The following is a 25,326-nucleotide window of genomic DNA, read 5'->3' as shown; positions in this document are numbered from 1 at the left end:
TATTTTAAGGAAGTGAATTATTATAAATACTATTTACGAGGTAATTTCAAAGATGATTTTTAGACTTATTAGGAATATATTTTATGCCATATCCATAATATCTATCTCAGTTTTAGCTGTTTTAAATACTACTATTGTCTATAGATATGCAATAGAAAAATATGAATTAAACAAATATACTGGTTTATCAACTGAAGCATTAATGGATAATTATAAAAGAGTAATAAATTATGTTCAAAATCCATTTGATAAAGAATTAGTGCTTAATAATGTACCTATGAGTGAGTTTGGAAGAATTCATTTTTTTGAAGTAAAGCGGATATTTGTAGCTTTATATATTATTAGTATTGTTTTTGTTCTTATAATGATCTTTAAATTAATAACCAATAAAAATAAAGATTTAGGGAAAAGACTTATAGAAGATTTTAATGGTAGTATGAACATAGCAGCATTAATATTTATATTTGTTTCTATAGCAGCAGCTATAGATTTTTCTAAGACATTCTATTTTTTTCATAAAATATTTTTCAGGAATAATTACTGGATTTTTGACCCAGCAACAGACCCAATAATAAATGCTCTGCCAGAAGAATTCTTTATGACTGAGTTAATATTAGTAGTGGCACTATTAATAATATTTACTTTGATAATTAAAACAATCTATTTTAAAAGTGTCTTTGCGATTAAGAGAAGAAGATAAGCTGGAGGTGATTAATTTGCAGAAAATTATTTATGTTGGAATAGGAGGATTTATAGGGGCAGCAATTAGGTATATAGTGACTATACAATCGGCAAAGATGATTAATTCCAATATTCCTTTAGGTACATTAATAGTAAATGTAGTTGGAGGCTTTTTAATAGGTGTGATAATGGAATTAAGCATGTCTACAGATTTTATATCACCAAATTTGAGGTTATTTTTAACCACTGGAATTATGGGTGGGTTGACTACATTCTCTACATTCAGTTATGAAACAATTAGTCTAATAACTGATGGGAAATATTTATTAAGTATTGTAAATATTCTTCTTAATGTATTCCTAAGTATAGGAGGAGTTGCGTTAGCTAGGTTTTTATGCAGAATAGTTGCTTAGGTACAATTAAAAAATTAAATTAATATATTAAAATTAAAGGCGGTGAATTACTTGAAGTGTAAAATATGTGGAATGGAGATAAATGAAAAAAATTATAATTTCAATGAAGCAGCTTTTGTTGATAAGAATGCTATAGATAACATCCTATATTGTCCATTTTGTGGCGTAGATAAAAAATATTTAAGCGAAGATAACGAAATAATTAATATAGAGAGTAAGTTATTAGATGAACATACTTTAAAAATTATTGACCATGCTGTTAAACTTGAGCTATTTAATGGTGACTTTTATAATATAGCGGCAAGCAGGGCAGAGAGTGATAAAGTGAGAAAAATATTTGAAGCCCTATCAAAGATAGAGATAGTTCACTCTAGAGTACATCAGAAGCTAGGAGGATTCAAGAATACTCCTAATTTAAATAAAATAAATTATGATAAATATAATAGTGATAGTGCTCTTTTAGCGCTAGCAAAGCAAAAGGAAGAGCATGCTGTAAGTTACTATGAAAAATATAAGAATGAAGTTAATAATGATAATTTATTTGAAGTTTTTGAGGCTTTAGCGAATGTAGAAAAAGAGCATATTATTCTTGTTGAAGAGTAATTAGGGAGTAAGTTGTTTAATATATTAATAAAATAAAGTGAAAAGTAACTAATAGTGAAAATAAAATTATTAAATGTTGAAAAAATAATTTCGATTTTTATTTCCTGGGAAAATAAAGACAACATAAAGTATTATTCTAACTCAACAAGTTTTTTAAGTTATTTGCATGGTTCCAATGCGGATATACCAAGAATGGGATAAATTTTATGCAAAGACAAAAATAATATCCTTGAATTTAAATGTTTTATATGTTATCATTAACAAGTGTCAAAAATATCATTTAAATGATTTTTAGATAAAGTTTTTTGACGAAAAGAGCAATGATTAACATGGTCTGGCGTCCAGTGGGGGCGGAAATTTTCTTTTGAGAGAAAATTTTGAGGTTCAAACCCTCGACATTCCACCATTGCCATGCTAGATGGGGAGTTAGCGGTGCCCTGTAACCTGCAATCCGCTACAGCAGGGTTGAATCCCTCGCTTAGGTATTAGCAATTTATAGTCTGACTTTTGTAAGTGGTGTTGATGACTGGGTCCCACGCAATGGAAGCCCATGAACCTCGTCAGGTCTGGAAGGAAGCAGCGATAAGTGGTCCCTTTCATGTGCCGTGGATCAATCTGGTCTGAGCTAACTGCATTAGTAACGTATAGAGAACTAATAACGAAGCGAGGTGCATGGTTTATTTTAATGTTTAATTATAATTAGGAATATTAATTAGGTTATTCTTCAATAGGATTAACATAGGACACAATAGGATAAGAAAGTGAGGGCATTTCATTTATGAAATACCCTCATTTTCTTATCTTATTATAATTATTATCTTACTGTATTTTTAAGGCATCCTATGCCGTCGATTTCGCATTCGACTACATCGCCAGTTTTTAGGAATTTAGGAGGTTCAAAGCCCATACCTACACCTGCAGGAGTACCCATTGCAATAATAGTTCCAGCTTTTAATGTAATACCTTGCGATAATTCATGAATTACATCTTCTATAGAAGTGATCATAAGGTCAGTAGTACTATTTTGTCGTACTTCTCCGTTAACCCTAGAGCTAATCTTTAATACAGGAGGATTTAAAAATTCATCCTTAGTAACAATGCAAGGTCCCATTGGTGTAAAACCGTCCAAGCTTTTACCAAAATACCACTGTTTATGCCTTGTCTGCAGATTTCTAGCGCTTACATCATTTATTATCGTATAGCCAAATACATAGTCAAAAGCATCTTCCTTAGCTACATTTTTAGCGTCTTTTTTTATTATTACAGCCAGCTCAGCTTCGTAATCTAAACTATCAACTAGTTCAGGGTAACTAGGTATATAGTCCTCATCTCCAGTTGCCATTACTACTCTTTTAGAAAAATATACTGCATAAGGTCTATCCCCGCCAAAAGCTTCTTTTTTATATCTGGCAGATTCTATTGCGTGCTCCATATAATTGATACCTAAGCAAATAATATCTTGCTTAGGGTTAGGTATTGGAGCCATTTTGCAAACATAACTAGTCGGTATAAATTCATTTGTATTTTTTTCAAGCGATGCTTGCAGTGTTTGTAATTCCTGAACACTAATATTTTCTATCAAATCGTTCATATTTTCATAATTTACTCCAAGAGTCTTTATTGGATAAACACCTTGTTCATCCTTTGTGAAAATACCAACTTGTTCTATATTATTATATTTAAATGTTACAAATTTCATAGTAAAAGCCCCCAATTTAAATCAGTTTACAGTAAACAATTAACAGTTAACTTTGTTATTATATTTTTATTAAGTTTATAAAAGTATAACTAAGCTCATTTTTCTCATCTATAAATTGTTCGGAAATATAATCTGTTTTATAATCATTATAATTTATTTCGGGAAAGTATGTATCACCTTCAAAGGCTTTACCAATCTTAGTTAAATACAATTTTTTCGCATAAGGAAGAGATTGTTTATAAATTTCAGCGCCACCAATTACAAAGATTTCTTCGTTACCTTTTGAGTATTTTTCCAGTAACGAATTTAAATCATGAACTATAGTTACTTGATCAGAATCAATTCTAAAATTTTCATCTCTTGTTACAACTATATGTTCCCGATTTGGCAGAATACCAGGTAATGATTCGAAAGTTTTTCTCCCCATAATCATTTTCTTATTAGAGGTAATTTCTTTGAATCTCTTTAAATCATTTGAAATATGACATAATAGTTTATTATCTTTTCCAATAACGTCATTTTGCGCGATAGCTACAATTATTGATATCATTTATTATTCCTCCTTAGGTTCTAAAGTTATGCAATAAACTTTGATTATACTGAAACATCCATTTTTATAGCCTCATGATATTTGTAATCTTCAAGCTTTATATCATCTGGAGTAAAGTCATAGAAGTCATTAATTTCAGGATTAATCCAAAGTTTTGGAGCAGAATATGTGTCATTTCTTCTTGTTAATTGAAGCTTTAACCCTTCAACTTGATTTTCATATATATGAGCATTATTTATAACATGAGTAAATAAACCAGGTTTATGTCCTGTAACTTGTGCTAATAAGTGAACTAGCACGGCATATTGCGATGTATTAAATGGAACTCCAAGTCCCCAGTCACCACTTCTTTGGACAAGCATACAGTTAAGCTTTCCATCAGTTACGTCCCACATAGTAAGAAAGCAGCAAGGATATAATGCACCGCCATCTAAGTAAGGTATTTGCCATAAATTAAGCATCATTCTTCTATCTTGTGGGTTATTTTTTAGTGCATCAATTAATTTATCCATTTGATTGAACTTTTTGACTACCCATCCATAGGAAGTACCAATAGTTCCATCTTCCATCATCCATTCATCCCAAATTTTTACGTTTTGAGCTTGCAATGCTTTGACATCATTTGATTGATCCTTGAAGATCCATAACAATTCTTTTACTGCAGTTTTAAAAGCTACGAATTTTGTTGTTAGTATAGGAAACTCTTTTTCTAAATTAAATTGCATTATTTGATGAGGTAATTTATAAGTTTTAACTCCAGTCCTATTATTATCAAAGTATCCATTCTCTAAGATATCATTTGCTATGGATAAGTATTTATCGTCATATAAACTCATTGTAAGTACTCCTCCTAATATTTCTTATAAAATTGTTCAATATACATTTTAACCTAAACTATTTAACAAGTCACTTAGTATCCAGAATTTTATATGAAATTCAAACAATTGTACAATTTGCATTGCTCATTCAATGGTGTATAATAAGGGTATATTTAAGAGAAATAGCGAGGTGAAACCCATTGGGTTATACAGCATTATATAGAGAGTGGAGACCTAAAAGTTTTGATGATATAGTAGGCCAGGAACATATAACTACGACATTAAAAAATGAAATAATAAATGATAGAATTGCTCATGCTTACCTTTTTTGCGGCACGAGAGGAACGGGTAAGACGTCTACTGCAAAGGTAATGGCAAAGGCATTAAATTGTCTTGATTTGCATGATGGAGAGCCATGCAATGAGTGTGAAATGTGTAGAAAGATAAATGAAGGTTTGGCAATTGATGTAACAGAACTTGACGCAGCATCCAATAATGGTATTGATAAGATTAGAGATATTATAGATGATACTAAGTACCCGCCACAAGAAGCAAAATACAAAATATATATAATGGATGAAGTTCACATGTTATCTGTTGGAGCCGTTAACGCTTTCTTAAAAACCCTAGAAGAACCCCCAAAAAATGTAGTTTTTATATTAGCAACTACAGATCCCCAAAAATTGCCTATTACAATTTTATCTAGATGTCAGAGATTTGATTTTAAAAGAATAATCCAAAAGGAGATTTCTAATAGACTCAAAAGGATTGTTGACTCACAAAATATAAGTTATGAACAGAAAAGCTTAGATTTAATATCAAGAATATGCGATGGCGCAATGAGAGATGCTTTAAGCATATTAGATCAGGCAATTGCAATGGGAGATAATCAAATTAAATATGAGGATTTAGTAAATATATTGGGGCTTGTGACTAATGAATACTTGTTTGATATAACTGATGCAATTATAGATAGAAATGTTGAAAAAGCAATGGTCATAACTGATAAGCTTGTATATTCAGGGAAGGATATGCAATTATTCATTAAGGATCTAATAGCTCATTTTAGAAATTTACTCATGGTAAAGGTTACAAACAATCCAGAAGAAGTTTTGGATATGTCCCTAGAAAATATATATTTGGTTAAAGAGCAGGGACGAAGAATTAGGGTAGAAGAAATAATGAGAGCTATTAGAATACTTCAGGAGGCAGAAATTAATTCAAAGGCAAGTAAGCAAAGCAGATTATATTTAGAACTAGCTATTATAAAAATGTGTAAGATAGAGTATGATACTTCTAATGAAGTTATAGTATCAAGAATAAATCAGCTTGAGGAATCGTTACAAAGTGGAAAAATACAAATGGTTCAAGTAGAAAAAACTAATGAAGATTTAAAATATGCACATAATAATACAAATTCTAAGAAAAATACAATTAATAATAGTGCAAATATTAATGGCGAAGAAAAAATAGAGGTTAATCCTAATTCATCATTAACTATTGATGATGTCGGTAGAGCATGGACTGAAATATTAGAAAAATTTAAATCAAAGAGAGCAATGATTATTTATGCCTCGATAGTTACAGCTAAACCATATAGCTTTAAAAATGGAGTAGTTACTTTAGAGTATGACTCAATGTATGCATTTAATAAAGAGAGATTACAAAAGTTAGAGTATAGGGATATTGTAAATACCGTATTTTCTGAAGTATTGAAAGAAAAGGTTATGGTTGATTATATTGTGAAAAAAGATAACGAGAATAAAGGTAAAGAAGAGCTATTGGAGGAAGCAATAAATGGTGTACCATTTCAAGTATATGATGAGTAATGATTTTTATTACAAATTGTTAGCTTTACATTGTCAATTACTAGTTTAACTTGAGTATTACAAAAAGATGTTTTATAATTAAAAAATGAGATTCAAGAAAGAGGAGGATTTTTTTATGGCAAAAGGTGGATTTCCAGGCGGTTTCGGCGGCGGAAATATGAATAATCTTATGAAACAAGCACAGAAACTTCAAAAGCAAATGGAAGATATGCAAAAAGAGCTTGAAACAAAAGAGTTTGAAGCGTCAGTAGGCGGTGGCGCTGTAGTAGTAAAAGTAACTGGTAAAAAAGAAGTAACAGCAATTAACATAAAGCCAGAAGTTGTAGATGCAGATGATGTTGAAATGCTTGAAGATTTAGTAATGAGTGCCGTTAACGAAGCATTAAGAAAAGCAGAAGAAGAAACTTCAAGTAAGATGGGTAAGCTAACAGGCGGAATGGGAATGCCAGGCGGATTATTCTAATAGATTTAAAGAACTATAACGGTTATAGCATACAGAATTGTTGGTTATCCTCAGTCTGTATGCTTTTTATAATATTTATAGAGTGTGGATATTAAATGAAATACAAGCATAAAGGAGAAGTATAAATTATGATGGAATTTTATCCGGTAGCCATAGAAAAATTGATAGAGGAATTTGCTAAGTTACCAAGTATAGGGCAAAAGACAGCTCAAAGACTTACTCTACATATTCTAAACCTTCCAGATGAGGAGGTAAAAGAATTTGCAGATGCACTAGTTAAGGCAAGAGGAACAATAAAGTACTGCTCTGTATGTGGTAATTTTACAGATAAAGATCCTTGTTCTTTATGTGATAATCCCAATAGAGATAAAGGTACTATTTGTGTCGTAGAACAACCTAAGGATATTATGACAATGGAAAAAGTCAAAGAATATAATGGAGTATACCATGTATTACATGGAAATATATCGCCAATGCAAGGAAGAGGACCTCAAGATATTAGAATTAGAGAGCTTGTTACAAGAATGAATGAAGATATAAAGGAAGTAATACTTGCTACTAATCCTAATATTGAGGGAGAAGCTACAGCAATGTATATATCTAAAGTACTTAAGCCTTTAGATGTTAAAGTTACTAGAATTGCAGCTGGAATACCAGTAGGTGGTGATTTGGACTATGCAGATGAAGTTACATTGTCTAAAGCTTTAGAGGGAAGAAAAGAACTATAAGACAAAATTAAAAAATAAGGAACCTAAAATAAGTATTAGGTTCCTAGAAAAAGTGTTACATAGATGGGAGTTAGAAGTCTCTGTCTGACATGAGTGAAAAGCTTCTTATACAATATAGTATATAAAATAAATTAAATAATGTTCCTAATGAATTGGAAAATATTGAGTAAAAAACATGTATATTTTGCCCTCTAAGTGGATAAAATGGTAATAAGAAGTTTTTGGAGGGATTTACATGAATAAAAAAAATATTGTAGAATACCTGATGAATAAGGCTGATGATTCAAAAATGTATGCAAAACTAATAGAAGATATGGAAATTGCAAAGATGGAAATAAATGTAGCACGTAGCATGTTTAATAATGTCAACGATGACAAGTTAATAGAGGTAGCAATTTATTCAGAAAATGTTGCGAGAAAAAGATATGACTATTTATTATCAATAGCAAGGGAAAAGGGGATAAGTGTAGGTAATAGTTATATTATAGAAAAAAATATAGAGATTGCGGAATAACTAAAGAGGGGGAAGTTAAACATGGATGGACAGTATTTAATATATGGATTGGCAGGAATAGTAGCACTATTCTTAGTAGCAAAATTATTAAAATGGCCAATAAAAATAATTATAAATGGGATAATAGGGGTTATTATATTATATGCAGTAAATTTCATACTTGCAAATCTTAGTCTTATAGGTATAAATGTTAACTTCTCATTAGCAATTAACCCGATTACAGCCCTAATAGCAGGTTTTTTTGGAGTTCCAGGTGTTATTGTACTAATTATGATTGGATTGTTTCTATAATAAAATTTATGATTTAGGATTAGAGGAATTTATAGTGTTGCAAAATTTAATATTTATAAGTTTAGTATGGCCTGTCTGCTAAGAAATATTTAATTATATTATTAGTGGACAGGCTTTATTATTTTTGAATATTTAGGTTATAATTTATTTGTTAATTGCTTAATTTTGAGTTAATATTTAATGTATAAGGATTTATTTACATTTAGTACTTAAAGTTAGAAATAAGTTAGATATTACATAATAAAAAATTAGTTAATAGTAAGTTGCTTATGATAACATCGATTAGATGATTAACTTGTAAAGAGAGGATAACAAAGTATGAAAAAGGAGTTTATTAAAAAAGTAATACTAACAGGAATAGTAACATTAATAGTAGCAAACATGTATTATGTATCAGCTTCAGCAAAATGGATTGATGATACAAGAAGCAATTGGAGCTGGATGGAGAATGGCGTTAAAGCTACTGGATGGAAAAGCATTGATAATAAGTGGTATTATTTTGATACAGATGGAGTAATGAGCAGAGGCTGGATCAACTATAGTGGAGATTGGTATTACTTATCTGATAGCGGAGAAATGAGTGTTGGCTGGAAAAACATAGATGGAAAATGGTATTATTTTAATGAAGATGGAAAAATGAGTGTTGGTTGGATTAATGATAATGGAGCGTGGTACTTCACAAATTCTAGTGGAGAAATGGTGACTGGATCCGTCACAATTAACGGGGCAGTATATACTTTTTCAAGTTCAGGGGCAGTAATAAATAGTAAAGATATATCTAAGGGAACACAAAATCAAACTGAACCACAGAATACGAGTAATGTAAAGAGCAATGACAGCAGCTCACGTATTGCTTATGTTTCAACTAATGACGGTCCATTAAACATTAGGTCAAAGGCATCTGTAACTTCAGATATAATAGGTACTTTAGCTAAAGGAGCAGAAGTTAAAATCCTTGATAGTGAAACAAATGGATTTTACCCTATAATTATGAATGGACAAGAAGGGTGGGTAAGTTCTAAATGGATTAGCTTTAATAAAGATGAAAATATTAATACTAATACGAGCACAGGCTCTAGTTCCGATAGTAATAATAATTTAGTGCCTCCACCAATTAGTAATACTGATAATAAGGACAATACTGATAATAAGAATGACACAGATAGTGGTAAGGAGATAGATTCAAAGGATGATTCATTAGGTAAAGGCGTCATAAGAGATACAGCACCAAGTCTAGACAATAAGCATTACTATTCAGATGATAACCTTTTTTATAAAATTAGATTATCACCACCATTTTCTAATGGAGGGAAGGTGATTAAAGGTAATTGTACATGGTATGCTTGGGGACGAGCTTGGGAACTCACTGGTAAAAAGCCAGATGATGCAGGATTTATTGGCAATGCATATGAGTGGTGGAATGCTAATAAAAAAAGTGGAAAGTACCAATATGGCTCAGAGCCTAGAGTTGGGGCTATTGCAGTATGGAAATCTAATTTGCCGAATTCTGGAGGGAGTGGACATGTAGCAATGGTGGAAAAAATAAGTAATGGCAAGATATATATTTCAGAATCAACTTGGAATGGAGTAGTTTTCAGATATAGAGAAATATACGATACTGATTATTTATATGGATATATTTATTTGGACAAACCTAATTTCTAAAAATAAAGGTAGGCCTTACCTACTGATTTAGGTAAGGAAAGGAATAGCTTTTATTAGTGTCACATATAAGGGAAACTTTTTATACATAATGTATAGATTATTAGATAATAAAATTTGAAATAGAGGCCTTTTTAGTAAATTCGTTGAAATGCTGAGGGACGAGTATTAAATCTAATAACTTTATATATTACCTATTGCTATTAAAAGCTATACTGGAAGAGAGGTTAAACAATGAAAAAATTTAAAAGACTGGGTGCTATAGTAAGCTTGCTAGTATTTATGTTGGTTATGTCTCCAACATCATATATTATGGCAGCCGCAGAAGAGGGAAACTCGAAAAATAACAACCAAGAAGTAAGACTGCAAGATGATTTTTATGAGGCTGTAAATGCTGATTGGCTTAATAAAGCAAAAATTAAAGAAGGAGAATCATCCACCTCTACATTTGATGATGTTGAAGAAAATGTAACAAACCAGATAAAAACTATTGTCAGTAATTTATTAAATAGTAAAGATAAATACCCAGAAAATAGTGATGAGAAGAAAATAATAAATGTGTATAACAACATAGTTAATGTACAAGCAAGAAATCAAGAGGGCATAAAACCAATTCAAGGAATTTTAGATAAAATTAAGAATATACAAACAATAGATGATGCTACAAAACTATGGAGTAATAAGAATATAATAAACTCAACGATAAAATTTGCTGTTGAGAGAGATATTAAAGATGTGACCACTAATATATTATATATAAGCCCTACAGGCCTAAGTCTAGGTGATTCGGATGAATACACTAATCCAACTAAGGAAACTCTTAAAAATAAAAAATTAACAGAAGATTATTATAATAAAATTTTGGTACTAAGTGGATATACTCAAGCTGAAGCAAAAACCAAGGTAGATAATATGTTTAAGTTTGAAAATATGGTAGCACAAAATATGGTGGGCAAACATGAGAGATCACAATCATCAAGTGTAATTGATGATATGTATAACATATATACTTTGGATGAGCTTAATGATTTAGCACCAAATCTAAATCTGCCAACTATTATGGGTTACTTAGGTATAGATAAAGCTAATAAAATTATTTTAGAGGATCCTAGGTGGCTGGAAGGTTTTAATAAGATTTATACTCAAGAAAATCTGCCTCTTATAAAGAATTATATTGAAATAGCGAATTTGACCTATGCATCAAGCTATTTAAGCGAAGATTTTGAGAAGGCAAATAAAGAATATGCTAGTAATTTGCTTGGAGTGACAGGAACTGCTTCAAAAGAAGAGGACGCAATCAATTCAATTAATTCTATGATGGGTATGGCAATAGGAAAAATTTATGCAGAGCAGTATGTTCCGCAAAAAACTAAGGACGATGTAGAGCAAATTACTAAGGAGATTATTGAGGTTTATAAAAAGCGTATCACTAATCTTGATTGGATGAGTAATTCAACTAAGAAAAATGCTATTGATAAATTAGATAAATTAAAAATAAAGATAGGTTATCCCGAAGAATGGCTGGATTATTCAAAGGTAGACCTTAAATCCTTTGAAGAAGGAGGATCACTTTTCGAAAATGCAATGGCGCTTAGAGTTTTTGCCATGAATGAGGTATTTGGAAGAATAAATAAGCCGGTGGATAAGAAAAAAGATGGATTTACGCCTCAGACAGTTAATGCATTTTATAGTGCAACTGAGAATTCGATTATTATACCAGGGGGAATCATACAGGGGCATTTCTACAATCCAAATGAAAGCAAAGAAAAAAATCTAGGCGGAATTGGCGTTATTCTTGGACACGAAATAAGCCACGCATTTGATGATACAGGTGCTAGATATGACGCGGATGGGAATCTTAATAACTGGTGGAGTCAGGAAGATTACGATGAATTTACAAAGAGGACTGAAAAAGTAAAAGACTTTTATAGTCAAATAGAAGCAATGCCAGGGGAAAATATAAATGGTAATCTTACTGTAGGTGAGAATATCGCTGATATTGGAGGCGTGTCTTGTCTTTTAGATATATTAAACACAATGGACAAGCCTGATTATAAGTCATTTTTTGAAAGTTATGCAGTTACTTGGCGTCAAATAACAACAAAAGAATATGCAGAGTATGCATTAGCATTAGATGTCCATTCACCTAATAAAATTAGAGTAAATGCAGTTTTACCACAATTTCAAACGTTCTATGACACATATGGAATAACAGATAAGGATAGAATGTATGTTAAGCCAGAAGATAGAATTGGAATATGGTAGATAAATCTTTAATTTGACATTCACTAGCTTTGAGTTGATAATATAATAAGTATAAAACTAAAGGAGTAGTGATATTATTATGCCAGCCGGAAATGGAGTAAATTGCGGGGATTGCATGGAATTAAAGCAAGGGAAATGTGATGGCAGGGATTTAACTTGTTTATGTTATAAATGTCCAAGAAAATTAGCACAATGTATGTGTGTTAAGTATTGCAGAGAAACTGAGTCAGTGCTATATTTTGATGAAGATAATTAACTTTAAAGTTCATGAGTTAATGTAGAATCTTTCCTATAAAATGTAGTATAAAATACTTTTAATATACTCCTAAAGGAGTATATTAGGACAAAAAATAGTCAAATGATAATATTGAAAGGCACACTATGAGGGAGTAAAATGTAATTAATACAAATCATAGATGTGCAACGAAGCATATGTAATACTCTGTTTAAGAGGGTTACATGTGCTTTTTTATTTTAGCAGATTTTAAGAGGAAAGGAAGTTTAATGTATGCGTAGTTTAGAAACCAATGATTGGATGGTGATTAATAATATTGTATATCAAATTAATTCTATTGAGGATTCTATTACTATGAGGAAAAATTTCCTTACTCAGATGGCATTGATTTTAGATTTTGATAGTGCTGATTTTTACATTGCATCAGAATTAAATAGTCATACCCTAACAAGTCCAGTATTTTATAACTACAAACCTAAGGCAGATGAAGATTATATGGATAAGTATGATGGCATAGATTATAGCAGAGGTCTTATGTTTGGTGGAAAAAGTAAGGTATATAGAGAAAGTGATATTATTTCAGAACAAAAGAGAATGGAAACAGAGTATTATAAGAAATACTTTTTGCCTAATAATTGGCATCATACATTAAATGTTATATTAGCGCATAAGAATCAATTTGTCGGTGTAGTATGTTTCTTTAGATTAAAGGGAAAAGAAGATTTTTCATATGAAGATTCTTTTGTATTGGATATGATAAAAGAACACCTAGCATTTAGGTTATATCAAGACTTAAAAAATAATTCAACGGAAGATGAAAAATTATCTGTTTCCAAATGTGCAGAAATTTTTGGGTTAACTAAAAGAGAAGAATCTGTTTTACATGAACTCATGAATGGTTTAGAAAATAATGAAATTAGTAATAAATTATGCATTACTAATAATACATTAAAAAAGCATGTATTAAATATATATAGGAAATTAGATATTAAAAATAGGGTCCAACTATTTAAAATGGTTAGAGAAAAAGAATAAATATACTCCTTTATAAGTATTTATATATTAAAAAGGATAATTAAAATGGTGTTTTTGGTCAATTGTTATAAAAAGAATTTGATAGTATATTATTCACAAGAAGTAGCAATTAGGCTAAATAGTTTATTAACTGGGAAAGGAGAGATTTTATGAAAGAAATAGTACTAATCATAAGACCTGAAAAGTTAGAAATTGTTAAAAGTATTTTAGATGAGTATCACTGTGGTGGCATGACAATTTCGACTGCAATGGGATGTGGAACTCAAAGAGGTTCTACAGAAGGTGTAAATGAAATTAAGGGATTAAAAACTACTATAAATTTATTACCAAAGATTAAGGTTGAAGCAGTGGTAGAAGATGATGTATTGGAAGATATATTTTTAGCTGTAATAGATAAAGTAGGTACTGGCAATGTTGGAGATGGTAAAATTTTTGTTCGAAATATTGAACAAGCTGTTCGTATTAGAACAGGAGAAAGAGGAAACAAGGCCTTATAATTATAAATATTTAAATGCAAAGGTGCATGAAGATAGGATTAATCTTTATGCACTTTTTTATTTTAGTTTTTTAGAGGTACATCAAGATTATTAAAATGATATTTATTAAGAGGAGTGAGTAATATGATTAAAGGAAGTTTAAAAAAGTTTATGTCAATTATAGTGATAGGAGCAATGGCTACAATGAGTTTAGTGGGTTGCGGATCAAGTACTCAAACTGCTTCTAATGGAAGTTCGAGCACAAGCTCTAGTGGAAGCAAAGAATTAAATGTTATATGCTGGTCAGAATATTTGCCAGATGAGGTGTTAAAGGGATTTGAAGAAAAGTACGGAGTCACTGTTAATATGACTACATTTACTGATCCAGATGAAATGCTTGCAAAGGTTAAATCAGGTAGTAAAGGCACATATGATATGATTATAGGTCCAGCACAAGATATCCAAATATTAAAATCACAAGATTTGATTCAAAAATTAGATACAACTAAAATAGAGAATTTCAAAAACATTGATGAACAATATCTGCATGAAGCTAATGATCCTAAAAATGAATATAGTATTCCTTATTTAGGTACAAGTATTCTCATTGCAGTTAATACAGATAAAATTAAAGATAATATTAAATCATACAAAGATTTATTAAATCCTAAGTATAAAGATACAATGGTTGTTGTTGAAGATGCAAGACCAATTGTTGGTATTGGATTAATGGCAAATGGATATAAGATAAATGATACAAGTGATGAGGGTTTAAAGAAAGCAGAAGATTATCTAACACAATTAAAACCAAATATCCATGCATTTAATGGTGATAGTCCAAAAACATTATTGTTAAATGGCGAATGCTCATTAGGCCTTGTTTATGGTGGTGAATGTGCTTTAGCAGCAAAAGAAAATCCAGCAATTAAAGTAGTATATCCAGAAGAAGGTATTTACTTTACATTTGATATGATGATGAAGACAAATGGAGCTAAGAACTCTGAAAACGCAGATTTATTAATGAACTATATCTTAGATCCAGAAGTAAGTGCTACTATTTCAAAGACTTTCCCATATGTTAATCCTAATAAGGCGGCTAAAGATGTTTTAGGAGATGAATTTAAAAGCAATAATATTGTGAATATACCAGAAGCAGAAATGAAAAAGAGTCAAGGGCTACAAGATATAGGAGAGAATGTATCTAAAATAACTGATTTATGGACTAAATTTAAAGGCTAGATTACAAAATTTAAAAACTTTGGAGGGGATGAAATGTCTGAGGTCATCGTAAAAATAGAAAATGTAAATAAGAAATATGGAGATAATCATGTAGTTCGAGACCTATTCATTGAAATAAAGCAAGGTGAGTTTTTAACTATGCTTGGCCCCTCGGGTTGTGGAAAAACCACGACCTTGAGGATGATAGCAGGTTTTGAAACCCCTACAAGCGGAAATATTTATATTGAAGGTGAAGAAGTTCAAAATAATGAACCATATGAGCGCGAAGTAAATACAGTTTTTCAAAACTATGCTTTGTTTCCTCATATGACTATTTATGATAATTTAGCTTTTGGATTAACAGTAAAGAAGGTTAACAAAGCAGAAATTAAAAAACGTGTTACTGAAATTCTTGAGCTAGTACAATTAGTAGGTTTTGAAAATAGAAAGCCTGATCAATTATCAGGTGGTCAAAAACAAAGAGTTGCAATAGGAAGAGCTCTTATAAACAGGCCAAAGGTATTATTATTAGACGAGCCGTTAGGAGCTTTAGACTTAAAGTTAAGAAAGCAAATGCAATTTGAATTAAAACGCCTCCAAAAGAAATTAGGGATTACATTTGTTTATGTTACTCACGATCAAGAAGAGGCACTTACAATGAGTGATAGAATTGCGATTATGTATGGAGGTGACCTAGAACAAATAGGAACACCAAAAGAAATTTATGAAAAACCAAGATCTAAATTTGTTGCAGATTTTATTGGAGAATCTAATATTTTTTATGGAGTTGCAAATAAACTTGGAAATGACGTATTAAAAGTGAAATTAGAAACTGGAGATGCTTTAGCACTAGATTCTCAAATAGAAGATAATGAAATAATTTATGTTTTAGTAAGACCAGAAAATATAAAGCTATCTAAAGAGCCGGTGGAAGGATTCACACTTGTAGGGAAAGTAAAAGAACATGTCTATATTGGAAATGTGAATAAAACAATTATTGTGCTTCCAACAGGTATGGAAGTTAAAATGAATACTAATCCCAAAGTGGAATTATTGCCAGTAGGCACAGAAGTATGTGTGTATTGGGAAAAAGAAGATTCTGTAGTCATTAAATCGCAAAGCCAGGAAGTCTTCAATGTTATAGACAATCCTGTATTTACAGTAGAAAAACAAGTGAAATAAGGAGGTATTTAGATGAGTGACAAAAAGAAAATAAACTTACCTCTTATTACGACAGTAGGACCAGTCTCAGCATGGATGATTTTATTAGTAGCTATTCCTTTTATTTATGTATTTATTATGAGTTTTATGAATAAAGGGGCTTATGGCGGAGTTGTAATTGGATTTACATTAAATAACTTTATGCAAGTATTTGATCCACTATATTTAAAAGTTTTTGGTGAATCGCTTTTGATTTCAGCTTTTACAACTATAATATGTATACTAATTGCCTACCCATTTACCTATTTTATAGCTCAAAAAACAACTATAAAAAAGACAGTTTTTATGGCTATGGTAATAGTACCATTCCTGGTAAGTTCTCTAATTAGACTTTTTGGATGGATTAATTTGCTTCGTAAAGATGGAATAATTAATTCAGCGTTACTGAAGTTTGGAATAATTCATGAGCCGCTTCAACTGGTATACAATACCACAGGAGTTATGATAGGTCTTGTATATATGTTGTTACCGTTTATGATTTTACCATTATATAGTTCAATAGAAAAATTAGACAAGTCTCTTTTAGAAGCTTGTAATGATTTAGGTGCAAAACCTGCTACTGCATTTTTAAAAGTTACTTTGCCCCTTACAATGCCAGGAATATTTGCAGGCAGTATTTTAGTATTTATTCCGGCACTAGGATATTTCTTTGTTACTGATTTACTTGGTGGAAGTAAAACACAGGTAATTGGTAATATTATTAGAACTCAATTTATAACTGCTAGAAATTGGCCATTAGGTTCAGCAATTTCAATTTTCTTAATTATAATTACCCTAATACTTGTATGGCTGTATCAAAAATCTGGTGGTAATATGGATGATTTAGGAGGGATGTAAAATGACAAAGGCACAGAAAAAAAATATATCTGGAATATTTAAAAATATTTATATTTATCTTGTTTTCTTATTTTTATATCTTCCTATCTTCTATGTAATTATTTTTTCATTCAATACCTCAAAGTTAAATATTACTTTCGAAAGTTTTACTTTTCAGTGGTATGGAAGTTTCTTTAAAAATAGAACCCTTATGGAAGCACTTACAAATACTTTGATTATCGGCGCATTAAGTACCGTTGTTTCAACTATTATAGGAACCATTGGTGCTATTGGATTAAGTAAATATAGATTTAGGGGAAGAAATTTAATAGATAAATTACTATATATTCCTATAGTAATTCCAGAAGTTGTACTTGGTATTGCATTACTTTCTATATATTCGGCTTTAAGTATTCCATTAGGAATTATAAGTATTACCTTATCTCATATTACCTTTAGTATTCCTTTTGTTGTAATAACAGTTAGAGCTAGACTTGCTGGATTTGATAGATTTTTAGAAGAAGCAGCCATGGATTTGGGTGCAAACCGTATTGTAACCTTTTGGAGAGTAACTCTTCCAATTATAATGCCAGGAGTTTTATCTGGGGCCATGTTGGCATTTTCATTATCTATTGACGATGTTGTAATCAGCTTCTTTACAACTGGACCAGGAAGTACAACTTTACCGCTCAAGATTTTCTCAATGGTAAAGACAGGAGTAACACCTGAGGTAAATGCTTTATCTACAGTAATAATGCTTGTAACCATAATAATTATAGTTATAAATACTGCATTTCAAGTTAAAAAACTAAAAGCTAATAAAATATAAAGGCTTTGTAATTGCAAGAAAAGGATGAGTTAATAATGAAATACGATGTTGTTATTAAGAATGGTACTATAATAGATCCTAAAAATAAAAGGAGTACTGTAGCTAGTCTTGGAATTCTAAAGGGAAAAATAAGCGTTATAACAAGAGAGGATATAGAGGGAAATAGTGAAATAGATGTTAGAGGAAAAATAGTATGTCCAGGAATTATAGATATTCATGCTCATGTAGAAGGGAATTTAGATTGTGCAAAGGTAATGGCTGCTATGGGAGTCACTACAGTATACAATGGAAATTGTGGAATGTCTCCAGAAAACATGGAGGAATTTTATAAGAAATATGATGATTTCTTAATTAATCAGATTGAACAAATTGGGCATACTTCTCTAAGAGAACAAGTTGGAGTTACTGATCGATACAAAGCGTCAAGCGATGAAGAAATTGAAAAAATGAAAGTTATTCTTGAAAAAGCATTTAATTTTGGAGTAAGCGGACTGTCATTTGGGCTTGAATATGTACCAGGAAGCTCATCAAAAGAGGTTCTAGAACTATCCAAAGTTGCAGCTAAATATGGGAAATTAGTATCTATTCATACGAGATCAGATTGCTATGGTGGCCTTTCATCCTTAAGAGAAGCAATTGATATAACTAAAAAAACTGGAGCAGTAGTAAATATCTCGCATTTAACTTATCAATTTGGGATGGGAATGGCTACAGAGGCACTCCATATGATTGATGAAGCCTTAGCGGAAGGGTTGGATATATCAGTAGATAGTGGATTATACAGCGGCTTTGCAACAGCCATTGGAAGTGCCGTCTTCGATGAGGGTTGCGTGGAAAAATGGGGATGTGATTACAGTAGTTTAATAGCTGGAACTGGTAAATATAGAGGGCAGAGATTAACAAAAGAAATGTATGAAGAGCTTAGACGAGATTATCCTGATGATACAGGAATAGGTATGGTAGGCGAAGAGTATGAAGTATTTGAAATTTTAGAAAAACCTTATGTAATGGTTTGTACAGATGCAGGTACATTATATGACAGTGGGATACCAGGTCATCCTCAGGATGCGGGCACATATCCTAAATTTTTTAGAACTATGGTAAGAGAACAGCATAGAATCACATTAATGGAAGCCATTAGACGCTGCACTTATATGCCAGCAAAACGTTTAGGTTTAAACAATAAAGGTACAATCGAAGTAGGGGCAGATGCAGATATTTTAATTTTCGATGCAAAGATTATAGAAGACAAGGCGGATTATCCTTGCTTTGGAGCTACAGATGCAAGGCCCGAGGGAATTGAATATGTATTTGTCAATGGAGTTATGACTGTGAAAGGAAAAGAAATATTGGATGTAAACGCAGGAAGAACTATTAAAGATAAATGTGAATTATGGAAATGGTGATAAAGGTTCAATTAGTTTTTAAGAGAAGTCGAAGACTTTTCATCCGAAACTGTAAATTGTTAACTGTTAACTGAATAAATTGAGAGGAAGAGATATTATGGAAATCAAAAAAATGTATATTAATGGGGAATGGGTAGAAGCACTTTCTAAAAAAACAAGAGATGTTATAAATCCAGCTAATGGACAAGTAATCGCAAAAACGACTGAAGGCGGAGTTGAGGATACTAAATTAGCAATAGCAGCAGCAAAAGAATCATTTTATGGAAAAGGCGAATGGAGAAGAATGAATGCACAGGCTCGTGCAGATATACTTTTGCAGATTGCAGATAAGATAGCAGAAAAGAGAGATAAATTTGCAATGCTTGATACTATAGACAATGGTAAACCACTTCGCGAGGCAGAAGGAGATATTGATGATGGAATTCATTGCTTTAGGTATTATGCAGGCTTAATCACAAAGCCATATGGCGGAGTTTATGATGTAAATGATGGATTTGGAGAAATGCATTCATATACTGTTCATGAACCAGTAGGTGTATGCGGACAAATTACTCCGTGGAATTACCCATTTTTAATGGCTGTTTGGAAGTTAGCACCAGCAATAGCGGCGGGAAACAGCGTTGTATTCAAGCCAAGTTCAAATACACCATTATCAACTATTGCATTATTTGAAGTATTTGATGAAATAGGTCTTCCAAAAGGGTGTGTAAATTTAGTATTAGGATCAGGTGGAACTGTAGGGCAAGAAATAGCTGAAAGTAAAGATGTAGACATGGTTACTTTCACAGGAAGCACAGAAGTAGGTCAAGGTATTGCTAAAGCAGCTGTAGGTAATCTTAAGAAGGTTGGATTAGAACTTGGTGGAAAATCACCTAATATTATTTTCGCGGATGCAGATTTTGAAGGTGCTGTAGAATGGGCAATGGTTGGTATTTTCTTCAACCAAGGTGAAGTTTGCTCAGCAGGTTCACGTATTATTATTGAGGAATCAATTAGGGATAAATTTGTGGCACGTCTTGCAGAAAAAGCAAATGCTATGACTATAGGTAACCCAGTAAATAATCCTGATATGGGGCCATTAGTTTCAAAGGAGCATATGGAAACAGTATTAAGATATATAGAGATAGGTAAAAAAGAAGGCGCAACTCTAGTTTGTGGTGGCGAAAGATATACAGAAGGAGAATGTGAAGAAGGCTATTATGTGAGACCAACTATATTTGATAACTGTACTTCAGATATGACTATTGTAAAAGAAGAAATTTTTGGACCTGTTGTAACAATTCAAACATTTAAGACAGAGGAAGAGGCTATAGCTTTAGCTAATGATACAGTATATGGTTTGGCGGGTGCAGTATTCACATCTAATGGAACAAGAGCACTAAAAGTGATAAAAGAGATTCGCGCAGGAATTACATGGGTTAACTGTTACAACCCAACGTTTAATGAAGCACCATGGGGAGGGTATAAAATGAGTGGATATGGAAGAGAGCTAGGAGTTCATGGGTTAGAAGAATATCAAGAAATAAAACAAATAAATATTAATTTAACACCAGGGCCAATTGGCTGGTACGAACATTAAATAAAGGTATTGTGAAGAACTTAAAGTAAAGCAATAAACAACCGAAATAGAATGCATATATGTTCCTCAGGACTATGAAAAATTTCGCTTTGCATATCTAAACTGAAAGTTGCGCCAACTTCTGCATGTTCTTGTGACAAGCATAGGACAAGCAAAAGTGGAACAACTTCCCGTAAAGATATGCAGCAGCTCATTTTTCAATGCCTGCTCCACATATGTGTATTCTATTTCTTTGTTTTGTTGTTACTCTAAGTTTTTTTAAGTTACCTATATAAAGAGTAAATGTCCTTCACAATACATTACAAATGTGTTTATTCTCTAAATTTTAACAAGTTCCATTTGGTAGATACATCAAATTTGCGATATAAATTCTGAATATGTTTTTTTAAGGTATATCCACTTATACAAAGCTTGTCTGCAATTTGATCATTGTCCATATCCTGAAAAATTAATTGTAAAACTTCCACTTCACGGTTTGTTAAGTTATATTGCGCAGCAAGATTTGCTATTGAATAGGATTTGCTAGAAGAATTTTTTGAATCCTTTGTATAATAATCATAAAAACGAAGATTTAGATGGTCACTAAAAGCTTTTACAATAAACATCTCATCAGAATTAAAATCCCCTTCTTCTTTTTTACGATAAATTGTAACTACTCCTAAGAACAAATCATTATATACAAGGTTTAATTGCAGCGAGTAATGGAGCCCAAATGGTTCGTAGCACTTTTTATAAAGCACTGTTTTCACTCGTTCTTCTTCAGGCATCAAATCGCTTTCACGAATAAGAAGGCATTGACCGCTAAGCATTATCCAACGGGTATAGTCTTCATCCTCATTCAAAAGATAATTCTTTTCGGTTTGTGAATAGACCTCGGGTACACAAATAGGATCACAAAGTAAGTTTTTAGAAGCTGTATGATCGGCCATTAAGATGCTCGAAGCTGTGTTGGGAATTAGCATTTTTAGCAGATTTAAGAACGTGATTTTCATAGTATCAAAATCAGGAATGCTATATATCTGATAAATTATATTGTTTATTAAGAGAAATTCATTATTTTGCATATAAATACCTCTCTGTAATTATATATTATGTTAAAATAAATATGTCACTTGATATGAAAATTCACAATATGAACAAAGATGTTCATTAAGAATAGTGTATCATAAACCGGCTAAATTGTATATATTTGCATCAATGCTTAAATATTAGGAGCTGTAGGCACTATATAAGAAAAAAGGTACTTATAAAGTAGTATTAGTACTCCTAAAATAATGCAATAACCATACGCTAAGAGAATTGTCTTCATTAGCTGATTTATCTTATAATAGAATCAATAAAAGAAATAGATTAAATACGACGGCGTATTACTGATTTAGGAATCAATGTAATGCGTCGTTTTAATTTTAGAAAGGAAGTATACTATTATGGGAGAAAAAGCAAAAGTTATTCGAGATTTAAAGAAAGTCATAGGATATATTAAAAGTGATGAATTAACAAATGATGATAAGGAACAAATTACAAAGGATACAATAAATTATTTTGATAATTATGTAAGTCCAGGCTGGCTTAAATACAGAAAATCAGTATCAACTAATGCAGCGGTGATAGAATGGACAGATGAAGGATCTTACTGTACAGGCTTATATGGAGAAAAATTTATCGATTGTTTGGGTGGGTTTGGAATTTATACATGTGGACATAGAAATGAGGAGATACTTGATGTTGTAAAGGCGCAACTAGATCATCAAGCATTGCATTCACAAGAATTATTAGATCCATTAAGAGGGTATCTTGCAAAAGCAGTTGCTGATATTACTCCTGGAGACTTAGAATACTGTTTCTTTACCAATGGGGGAGCAGAAGCTGTAGAAATGGCATTAAAACTTGCAAGAATCGCTACGGGCGGAAGATGGTATATTTCAACAGTAGGAGCCTTCCATGGTAAGTCAATGGGTGCTGTTTCAATGGGCGGTAAGAGCACATATAGAGTGCCTTATACACCAATGGTACAACAAGTGCAGCATGTTGAATATGGTAATGCAGAAGATATGAGAAAGGCAATAAGAAATCTTTATGCAGTTGGAGAAAAAGTTGCAGCTGTTATATTAGAACCAATACAAGGTGAAGCGGGAATTATTATTCCGCCAGAAGGGTATCTACAAGAAGTACGTGAAATATGTGATGAATATGGAGTAGCATTAATATTTGATGAGATTCAAACTGGTATGGGTAGAACTGGAACAATGTGGAGATGTGAAGCAGAAGGGGTAACCCCTGATATTATGACTTTTGGTAAAGCCTTTGGTGGTGGAATAATGCCAATAACAGGAATCATATGCAGACCTAAAATGTGGACACAAGAATTAATAGACAATCCATGGCTACTAGGATCACCAACTTTTGGTGGAAATCCAGTTTGCTGCTCAGCAGCACTTGCGACAATAAAATACATGTTAGAAAATGATGTTCCTGGACAATGTAAGGAAAAAGGGGAATATTTAAAAGCTGAATTAGAAGGCTTATGGAAAAAGTATCCTACAGTTATTAATGAAGTAAGAGGTACTGGACTAATGCTCGCAGTAGAATTTTGTGAAAGTGATATAGGATACTCAGTTGCTAAAGGTTTGTTTAAAAGAGGCGTTATGACTGCAGGAACTTTAGTTAATGCTAAGTGTGTTCGTTTTGAGCCAGCAGCTGTTATTTCAAAAGAGGACATGGATAATGTAATTGAAAGAATGGACGCAGCACTAGAAGATACTAAAAAAGAATTTAATTTATAAAAGCAAAGATGCTATATACATATATATAGCATCTTTTTTTAATAAGGAGGGGATATATATTTATGAAACAACTAATGCTGAACCCTACAATATATAAATATGATGATTGCAAAACTTTTTGTAAGGAATTCCGTATTGGAAAAGACGATTTGGTAATTACAAATAAAAGGATTTATGATGATTACTTGAAATCTAATGTGAACGAGGCTGCTGTTTTGTTCAGAGAAAACTATGGAAGTGGTGAGCCTTCAGATGAAATGGTTGAAGCTATGTATGAAAATATTAAGAGGATATCTTATGAGAGGATTATTGCCATTGGAGGAGGGTCTATTCTTGATATAGGAAAATTATTTGCCTTAAAGAATATTTCACCAGTTGTGGATTTGTTTGATCATAAGCTAGAAATTATAAAAGAGAAGGAATTGGTTTTGGTACCAACTACATGCGGTACTGGAAGCGAAGTTACAAATATTTCAATCTTAGAATTAAAGAAAAGAAATACTAAAATGGGACTAGCGACAGATGAATTATATGCTGATAGTGCTATTATGATACCAGAATTACTACAGTGTTTGCCATTTGATGTGTTTGCGACTAGTTCAATAGACGCATTTATTCACGCAATAGAATCATATTTATCGCCTAAAGCAACCGCACATACAAAGCTTTTTTCTATAAAGGCGATGGAAATAATACTTAAAGGTTACAAAAAGATTAAAGAAGAAGGAAAGGATGCGAGTAAAGAGATATTAGATGATTTTCTTTTAGCGAGTAATTATGCTGGAATTGCCTTTGGAAATGCAGGATGTGCAGCAGTTCATGCAATGAGCTATCCGCTAAGTTCAGCATATCATGTACCTCATGGAGAAGCTAACTATGTTATGTTTACGGGAATATTTAAAGTGTATCAAAAAATTAATCCAGATGGAGAAATTAAAGAACTGAATAAATTCTTAGCTTCCCTACTGAAATGTACTGAGGATAAGGTTTATGAATATATAGAAAATTTATTAAATAATTTAATTACAAAGAAGTCTCTATATGAATATGGGGTTAGCGAAGGAGAATTATCAGAGTTTGCAGATAGTGTAATTGAAAAACAGCAAAGATTAATGGCTAACAATTATGCGAAACTGAATAGAGAAGAAATTTATGGTATATATAAGTCACTATATATATGAAGATATTGAGAGAGTATGGAAGTAAGAAAAT

Annotated in this window: 26 protein-coding genes and 1 other RNA gene; 22 read left to right on the top strand and 5 right to left on the bottom strand. The window is 31.7% G+C overall.

Translation table 11 applies throughout. The features are described 5' to 3' along the window. The first annotated feature begins 52 nt into the window (after window positions 1–52). The 4 genes from COL3_RS07230 to ffs all read left to right on the top strand — a co-directional run bounded on the left by COL3_RS07230 (window position 53) and on the right by ffs (window position 2,373). The gene (locus COL3_RS07230; RefSeq protein ID WP_008418876.1) at window positions 53–700 is read left to right on the top strand and encodes a TIGR01906 family membrane protein; all 648 of its coding nucleotides are present in this window, start codon (window positions 53–55) and stop codon (window positions 698–700) included. Between the two features lie 16 nt (window positions 701–716). Next, window positions 717–1,094 carry a fluoride efflux transporter CrcB gene (crcB, locus tag COL3_RS07225; protein WP_008418878.1) on the top strand — a complete coding sequence of 126 codons (378 nt, stop codon included), beginning with the start codon at window positions 717–719 and terminating at the stop codon, window positions 1,092–1,094. Between the two features lie 51 nt (window positions 1,095–1,145). Then, window positions 1,146–1,697: a ferritin family protein gene (locus tag COL3_RS07220; protein WP_008418881.1), complete on the top strand. Its 552-nt coding sequence runs from the start codon at window positions 1,146–1,148 to the stop codon at window positions 1,695–1,697. 409 nt (window positions 1,698–2,106) lie between these two features. Beyond that, window positions 2,107–2,373, top strand: an RNA gene (ffs, locus tag COL3_RS07215) — signal recognition particle sRNA large type. Between the two features lie 138 nt (window positions 2,374–2,511). Here ffs and COL3_RS07210 read toward each other — a convergent pair. Genes COL3_RS07210 through COL3_RS07200 form a run of 3 tightly spaced genes read right to left on the bottom strand, consistent with a single transcriptional unit; the run spans window position 2,512 to window position 4,782 of the window. Beyond that, entirely contained in the window at window positions 2,512–3,396 is an 885-nt protein-coding gene (locus COL3_RS07210; RefSeq protein WP_008418882.1) for a fumarylacetoacetate hydrolase family protein, read from the bottom strand. A gap of 58 nt (window positions 3,397–3,454) precedes the next feature. Then, the gene (locus COL3_RS07205; protein WP_008418883.1) at window positions 3,455–3,946 is read right to left on the bottom strand and encodes a dihydrofolate reductase; all 492 of its coding nucleotides are present in this window, start codon (window positions 3,944–3,946) and stop codon (window positions 3,455–3,457) included. Window positions 3,947–3,990: 44 nt separating this feature from the next. After that, window positions 3,991–4,782, bottom strand: coding sequence for a thymidylate synthase (locus COL3_RS07200; protein WP_008418884.1), 792 nt, complete (start codon window positions 4,780–4,782; stop codon window positions 3,991–3,993). A 182-nt stretch (window positions 4,783–4,964) separates the two neighbouring features. Here COL3_RS07200 and dnaX point away from each other — a divergent pair, with 182 nt between their 5' ends. From dnaX to COL3_RS07120, 16 genes are all read left to right on the top strand, one after another. Beyond that, window positions 4,965–6,593, top strand: coding sequence for a DNA polymerase III subunit gamma/tau (dnaX, locus tag COL3_RS07195; protein ID WP_008418885.1), 1,629 nt, complete (start codon window positions 4,965–4,967; stop codon window positions 6,591–6,593). A gap of 115 nt (window positions 6,594–6,708) precedes the next feature. Further along, window positions 6,709–7,056 carry a YbaB/EbfC family nucleoid-associated protein gene (locus COL3_RS07190; RefSeq protein WP_008418886.1) on the top strand — a complete coding sequence of 116 codons (348 nt, stop codon included), beginning with the start codon at window positions 6,709–6,711 and terminating at the stop codon, window positions 7,054–7,056. Between the two features lie 131 nt (window positions 7,057–7,187). Further along, a complete protein-coding gene (recR, locus tag COL3_RS07185; protein ID WP_035282288.1) occupies window positions 7,188–7,784 on the top strand; it encodes a recombination mediator RecR in 597 nt (198 codons plus the stop codon). A gap of 235 nt (window positions 7,785–8,019) precedes the next feature. After that, on the top strand, window positions 8,020–8,298 hold the full coding sequence (locus COL3_RS07180) for a DUF2508 family protein (protein WP_008418888.1): 279 nt from the start codon (window positions 8,020–8,022) through the stop codon (window positions 8,296–8,298). Between the two features lie 21 nt (window positions 8,299–8,319). Next, window positions 8,320–8,589, top strand: a complete 270-nt coding sequence (locus COL3_RS07175; RefSeq protein WP_008418889.1) for a pro-sigmaK processing inhibitor BofA family protein — start codon at window positions 8,320–8,322, stop codon at window positions 8,587–8,589. A gap of 318 nt (window positions 8,590–8,907) precedes the next feature. Continuing rightward, the gene (locus COL3_RS07170; protein ID WP_008418890.1) at window positions 8,908–10,254 is read left to right on the top strand and encodes a CHAP domain-containing protein; all 1,347 of its coding nucleotides are present in this window, start codon (window positions 8,908–8,910) and stop codon (window positions 10,252–10,254) included. A gap of 231 nt (window positions 10,255–10,485) precedes the next feature. After that, a complete protein-coding gene (locus COL3_RS07165) occupies window positions 10,486–12,516 on the top strand; it encodes a M13 family metallopeptidase (RefSeq protein WP_008418891.1) in 2,031 nt (676 codons plus the stop codon). Between the two features lie 79 nt (window positions 12,517–12,595). Then, entirely contained in the window at window positions 12,596–12,772 is a 177-nt protein-coding gene (locus tag COL3_RS28615) for a hypothetical protein (RefSeq protein ID WP_008418892.1), read from the top strand. 252 nt (window positions 12,773–13,024) lie between these two features. Further along, entirely contained in the window at window positions 13,025–13,786 is a 762-nt protein-coding gene (locus tag COL3_RS07155; protein ID WP_008418894.1) for a helix-turn-helix transcriptional regulator, read from the top strand. Between the two features lie 149 nt (window positions 13,787–13,935). Then, window positions 13,936–14,283 (top strand): P-II family nitrogen regulator, encoded by a 348-nt coding sequence (locus COL3_RS07150; protein ID WP_008418897.1) that lies wholly within the window; start codon window positions 13,936–13,938, stop codon window positions 14,281–14,283. Between the two features lie 123 nt (window positions 14,284–14,406). After that, window positions 14,407–15,501, top strand: a complete 1,095-nt coding sequence (locus COL3_RS07145; protein ID WP_008418900.1) for a spermidine/putrescine ABC transporter substrate-binding protein — start codon at window positions 14,407–14,409, stop codon at window positions 15,499–15,501. 33 nt (window positions 15,502–15,534) lie between these two features. Beyond that, the gene (locus COL3_RS07140) at window positions 15,535–16,662 is read left to right on the top strand and encodes an ABC transporter ATP-binding protein (RefSeq protein WP_008418903.1); all 1,128 of its coding nucleotides are present in this window, start codon (window positions 15,535–15,537) and stop codon (window positions 16,660–16,662) included. Window positions 16,663–16,674: 12 nt separating this feature from the next. Beyond that, on the top strand, window positions 16,675–17,538 hold the full coding sequence (locus COL3_RS07135) for an ABC transporter permease (RefSeq protein ID WP_008418904.1): 864 nt from the start codon (window positions 16,675–16,677) through the stop codon (window positions 17,536–17,538). A 1-nt stretch (window position 17,539) separates the two neighbouring features. Then, on the top strand, window positions 17,540–18,346 hold the full coding sequence (locus COL3_RS07130; RefSeq protein ID WP_008418906.1) for an ABC transporter permease: 807 nt from the start codon (window positions 17,540–17,542) through the stop codon (window positions 18,344–18,346). 35 nt (window positions 18,347–18,381) lie between these two features. Next, window positions 18,382–19,752, top strand: a complete 1,371-nt coding sequence (locus COL3_RS07125) for an amidohydrolase family protein (RefSeq protein ID WP_008418908.1) — start codon at window positions 18,382–18,384, stop codon at window positions 19,750–19,752. Between the two features lie 97 nt (window positions 19,753–19,849). After that, on the top strand, window positions 19,850–21,331 hold the full coding sequence (locus tag COL3_RS07120) for an aldehyde dehydrogenase family protein (protein WP_008418910.1): 1,482 nt from the start codon (window positions 19,850–19,852) through the stop codon (window positions 21,329–21,331). Window positions 21,332–21,351: 20 nt separating this feature from the next. On the opposite strand, the gene COL3_RS28610 is transcribed toward COL3_RS07120, so the two are convergent. Both COL3_RS28610 and COL3_RS07115 read right to left on the bottom strand, forming a co-directional pair. After that, a complete protein-coding gene (locus COL3_RS28610) occupies window positions 21,352–21,525 on the bottom strand; it encodes a hypothetical protein (RefSeq protein WP_008418911.1) in 174 nt (57 codons plus the stop codon). A gap of 117 nt (window positions 21,526–21,642) precedes the next feature. After that, window positions 21,643–22,395, bottom strand: a complete 753-nt coding sequence (locus tag COL3_RS07115) for a helix-turn-helix transcriptional regulator (RefSeq protein WP_008418913.1) — start codon at window positions 22,393–22,395, stop codon at window positions 21,643–21,645. 363 nt (window positions 22,396–22,758) lie between these two features. Here COL3_RS07115 and COL3_RS07110 point away from each other — a divergent pair, with 363 nt between their 5' ends. Together COL3_RS07110 and COL3_RS07105 are read left to right on the top strand one after the other, a co-directional pair. Beyond that, window positions 22,759–24,114: a putrescine aminotransferase gene (locus COL3_RS07110; protein ID WP_008418916.1), complete on the top strand. Its 1,356-nt coding sequence runs from the start codon at window positions 22,759–22,761 to the stop codon at window positions 24,112–24,114. A 62-nt stretch (window positions 24,115–24,176) separates the two neighbouring features. Next, window positions 24,177–25,295 (top strand): 4-hydroxybutyrate dehydrogenase, encoded by a 1,119-nt coding sequence (locus COL3_RS07105; RefSeq protein WP_008418918.1) that lies wholly within the window; start codon window positions 24,177–24,179, stop codon window positions 25,293–25,295. Window positions 25,296–25,326: the final 31 nt, after the last annotated feature.

This window comes from Clostridium sp. LS (genome assembly GCF_002760435.1).
Classification (GTDB): Bacteria; Bacillota; Clostridia; order Clostridiales; family Clostridiaceae; genus Clostridium.
Note: the sequence above shows the minus strand (reverse complement) of the source record. Positions and strands in the feature narration are given on the sequence as shown.